Raw genomic sequence first — 4497 nt, 5'->3', positions numbered from 1 at the left:
AACCCCTCCGGCGGGTGTTTCCTTTTTGCGAAGGGAAAGAGGGGTTCAAAATCCCAGATAGGCAATTCCGCCGAAAGTGACGGCAACGCTGACCCATTGGGCGCGGTTCATGCTTTCACGCAGGATCAGCCAGGCCAGAACCACAGTGACCAAACCAAACAGTGAAGCGCTGACCGAGGCGAACTCCGGGCGGGGCAGGGTGCCGGAATAGATCACCAGACCAAGCGCGATGGCATCCAGCGCGCCCATCAGGCAGAGAAGCGGCAGCACCTTGCGGGACGGCATCTGCAGCATCCGTGTGAGCAGCGCCAGGCCCAGCAGCAGGAGGATTGCGGCCAGGCGGGTGACGATCAGAACCGGAAGCTCGGCGCCAGCCTGCGTTGCCGCTTGGCCGACAGCAAAAGTCAGGGCGAACCCGCATGCGGCGGCCAATCCCCAAGCACCTGCTTGCAGATTTACTGCGCCGCTGTCTTCCTCCCTGGAGAACACCGCAATGCTGCCAACGCCGCCAACAACAGCGGCCACGGCCAGCCAGTGGTCCAGTCCAACCGGCTGTCCTTGCAGCATCGCCATGCCAAGCGAAAGCACCGGATAGGCGCCGATCAGGGGGGCAACCAGCTTGACCGGCCCGAGGGCCAGGGCACGGTACAGCGCATAGGAGCCTAAGGCGAAAATCGCGCCAGACACACCTGCCAGAAGGGCGGCCTGCTGCGTCAATTGCTGCCAGTTTCCCATGGGCAGGGCGGCGGCTGAGACCAGAATCGCTCCGGTGCTGAACACGATCAGCATGGCTGGCAGAATGCTGGTTTTCTGCGAGACAAACCGCACGCACAAGTCGTGAATCCCCCAGGCTAGGGCGGCGGCCAGTCCGAGGAACAGCGAGGGCATGGCGGTTATCCTTTCGTTTGCGGCATTCACCCCCAGGAAAATGCCGCATCCCGGGCAATTGCCATTTTTCTGCAGAAAATCAACATGTTTGTTGATTAGAGTGCAGGATGGGAATATTCTTTTCAATAAATAAATATTCCGACCGTGCAATAATTGGCCGGAGTCCAACAGGAGATGCGCGATGAACGACATGAGCTTCCCTGAGGTCGTCAAGGGACCGCCCAAACCGTCCGGACTGTATCAGCCGTCAGTGTTTTCGCTGCCCAAGGGGACCGAGCGTTATGTGGTCGAAGGCTGCGGCGCGATCCTGATCCGGGTGGAAACCGGCGACACCGTGACGGTGATCAACGATGAGGGCGGCCAGCCCTGCGAGATTGTTGCCGCCGGGGACAAGGGGCGCATTGATGCAGGCCTCATCGGCGCCGCAGCCAATAGCGATGCGAGCGGGCTGAAGGCGCTGCTGAGCTCCTCGGACCAGTCCTTGCGCGGTTTGCGTATGGGGATGGAGGCGCGTGGCATTGATCTGGCTCAGGGCGGTGCGGTGCGGTTTTTCGACAGCGCGACGCCCGCCAAGACTGAAGAGAGCTTTACCGCGCAGCGCGATGGGGTGGTGATCATCGCGGCGCCCGGCGGCATCATGGATTTTGAGAAGCAGGACACCGCGACCTCGCTAACCGTGATGGTCAAACGGGCGGTGATCAAGCAGGTGGCGCGGTTTGAACTGCCGGATCCGCTGGCGGATCCGGTGAGCGAAGTACGGGTGCATAGCGCCACCGCCGAGAGCTATTTTGTAAAGGCCGGGGATTACATCCAGATCATTGATGTGGACGGCCGCCAGTGCACTGATTTCCAGTGTTTCGCAGCCCGCAAACTGGACAAGGGGATTGAGCACGCGCTGGATGTGACCACCACGCGTACCATTCAGGGGCATTCCTATCCGATGCCTGGGCTGCATTCGAAGTATTATGACCAGGATATGCTGCCGCTGGTGGAAGTTGTGCAGGATACCGTCGGGCGCCACGATGCCTTTGCCCTGGCCTGTGCGGCGAAATATTATGACGATATCGGCTATCCCGGCCACGTGAACTGCTCAGACAATTTCAACGGAGCGCTTGCTCAGCATGGCGTCACATCGCGCCCGGGCTGGATGGCAATCAACTTCTTTTTTAACACCGGTCTGGACGACCACGGCGTGATGTACTCGGATGAGCCTTGGACCCGGCCCGGCGATTACGTGCTGCTGCGGGCACTCACCGATCTGGTTTGCGTCACCTCGGCTTGCCCGGATGACACCAGCGCCGCCAATGGCTGGAACCCCACCGACATCCACGTCCGCACCTACAGCGGCCAAGAGACCTTCAAGCGGGCGATTGCGTTCCGCGCGACCCCTGAATCGGAGCCCAAGATGACCAAGGAAACCGGTTTCCACGACCGCCTTAGCAAGATGACCCGCAATTTCATCGAGTATAACGGCTATTGGCTGGCCAACTGCTATGCCGAGTCCGGTCCGCTGGAGGAATACTGGGCCTGCCGCGAGAAATGCATTGTGCTGGACCTGACGCCGTTGCGCAAATTTGAGATCACCGGGCCGGATTCCGAGGCGCTGTGCCAATACATCTTTACCCGCAATATCAAGAAGCTGGCAGTGGGGCAGGTGGTCTATACCGCGATGTGCTACCCGCATGGCGGCATGATCGATGACGGCACTGTGTTCCGCCTGGGCAAGGACAACTTCCGCTGGATCGGCGGCTCCGACTATGGCGGAGAGTGGATCCGCGAGCAGGCGGAAAAGCTGGGCCTGAACGTGCTGGTACGCTCGTCAACCGACATGCAGCACAATATCGCGGTGCAAGGTCCCGAAAGCCGGGATTTGCTGAAGAAAATCATCTGGACTATGCCGCATAATCCGAAGCTTGAGGAGCTCGGCTGGTTCCGTTTCACGCCTGCGCGTATCGGCGGGGAGGATGGCGTGCCGGTGGTGGTGTCGCGGACCGGTTACACCGGCGAGCTGGGCTATGAGATCTTCTGCCATCCGAAACACGCAAGCGAAGTCTTTGATGCGGTCTGGGAAGCCGGGCAGGACCATGGCATCCGCCCGATGGGGCTGGAGGCACTGGACATGGTGCGGATCGAGGCCGGGCTGATCTTTGCGGGTTACGACTTCTCGGATCAGACCGATCCGTTTGAGGCCGGCATCGGCTTCACCGTGCCGTTGAAATCGAAAGAGGATGATTTCATCGGCCGCGACGCGCTGATCCGGCGCAAGACCACGCCCGCGCGCAAGCTGGTGGGGCTGGATATCGACTCGGCGATCGACGTGGGCCATGGCGATTGCGTCCATATCGGCCGGGCGCAGATTGGCGAGGTCACCTCGTCGATGCGCTCGCCGCTCTTGGGCAAGAACATCGCGCTGGCTCGTGTGGACGTCGCCTGTGCGGAAGCCGGGACAGAGGTGGAAATCGGCAAACTTGACGGGCATCAAAAACGCCTGCCTGCAAAGATTGTACCCTTTGCCCATTACGACCCCAAGAAAACCCGGCCTCAATCCTGAGGCCGGCGGTTTTCAGGGCAGGGAGGTTGCATGGTTCAAAAGCTAATAGAGCAGATCGGCGGCGAAGAGGTGCTGCGCGCGCTGGTGGAGCGGTTTTACGACATTGTCGAGGAAACGGAGACCGGCGCGCAGATCGTCAAGCTGCACAAGCGGGGGCATGGGATGGATCATGCCCGGATTGAACAGTTCAACTTCCTGTCCGGTTTCATGGGCGGGCGCCGGTACTACGAGGAAAAACATGGGCATATGGACGTGAAACTGATGCACGCCCATGTGCCGATCACCGAGGAGGACGCCGAGAACTGGCTTGTGTGCATGGATAAGGCGCTGGCAGATCTCAAGCTGGAGGGGCCGCATGTGGAGCGGCTGCGGCAGGTGTTCCGGCGGGTGGCGCTGATGCTGGTGAATGATTTGGCAGAATGGGGCGAGGCACGGGCCTCAGCCTGATCGGCGCGCCGGTCGAGAGGGCGGGAGCCTCCGGCGGGAGTATTTTCGGCAAGATGAAAGCGCGGGAGCGGCCAGGCTTTAGCCGGGCCGCCTCAGGAAGACTTGCACATCGGCCACATTGGTGCCGGTGCCGCCGGTCATCAGCAGTGCATCTGCTGCTTTGAGGGCCGCGTAGCTGTCGTTGTTGGCAAGCAGCGCGTCCGGGTCCTGTCCGGCAGTCTTGATGGCACCCCAGGTGGCGGGAGTGGCGATGCCGCCTGCGGCGTCGGTGGGGCCGTCGCGCCCGTCTGTGCCGCCGGAGAGGAACAGCCAATCCCCGTTGAGGCGTTCAGCGCCCAGCTTTGCCACGCGCAACGCCAATTCCTGGTTGCGGCCGCCCAGGCCGGTGCCGGTGAGCTGAACGGTGGTTTCTCCGCCGAAGATCAGCGCAACCGGTTTGTCCTGAGGAGCCAATTCAGCGGCGTTGAGAATGGTCTCTGCAGCCTCTGCCACATCCCCCACCAGCCGGTGGGAAACCAGCTTGGGGCTCCAGTCTTCCGCTGCGGCCGCCATCATTGCCTTGAGGCTGTGGCGGTTTGAGCCGATCAATGTGTTGCTGGCGGCGGGCGGGG

4 protein-coding genes are annotated in these 4497 nt (G+C 61.4%); 2 read left to right on the top strand and 2 right to left on the bottom strand.

Translation table 11 applies throughout. From position 1 onward, the window contains the following. Positions 1-45: 45 nt before the first annotated feature. Positions 46-888: a DMT family transporter gene (locus tag RA20_RS18220; RefSeq protein ID WP_039132058.1), complete on the bottom strand. Its 843-nt coding sequence runs from the start codon at positions 886-888 to the stop codon at positions 46-48. Between the two features lie 181 nt (positions 889-1069). Here RA20_RS18220 and tdm point away from each other — a divergent pair, with 181 nt between their 5' ends. Beyond that, entirely contained in the window at positions 1070-3439 is a 2370-nt protein-coding gene (tdm, locus tag RA20_RS18215; RefSeq protein ID WP_039132056.1) for a trimethylamine-oxide aldolase Tdm, read from the top strand. Between the two features lie 30 nt (positions 3440-3469). Next, positions 3470-3886 (top strand): group II truncated hemoglobin, encoded by a 417-nt coding sequence (locus RA20_RS18210; protein ID WP_039132054.1) that lies wholly within the window; start codon positions 3470-3472, stop codon positions 3884-3886. 78 nt (positions 3887-3964) lie between these two features. Here RA20_RS18210 and RA20_RS18205 read toward each other — a convergent pair. Continuing rightward, positions 3965-4497: MOFRL family protein (locus RA20_RS18205; protein ID WP_039132051.1), on the bottom strand; the 533-nt coding region annotated here is incomplete at its 5' end.

This window comes from Leisingera sp. ANG-Vp (genome assembly GCF_000813725.1).
Taxonomy (GTDB): domain Bacteria; phylum Pseudomonadota; class Alphaproteobacteria; order Rhodobacterales; family Rhodobacteraceae; genus Leisingera.
Note: the sequence above shows the minus strand (reverse complement) of the source record. Positions and strands in the feature narration are given on the sequence as shown.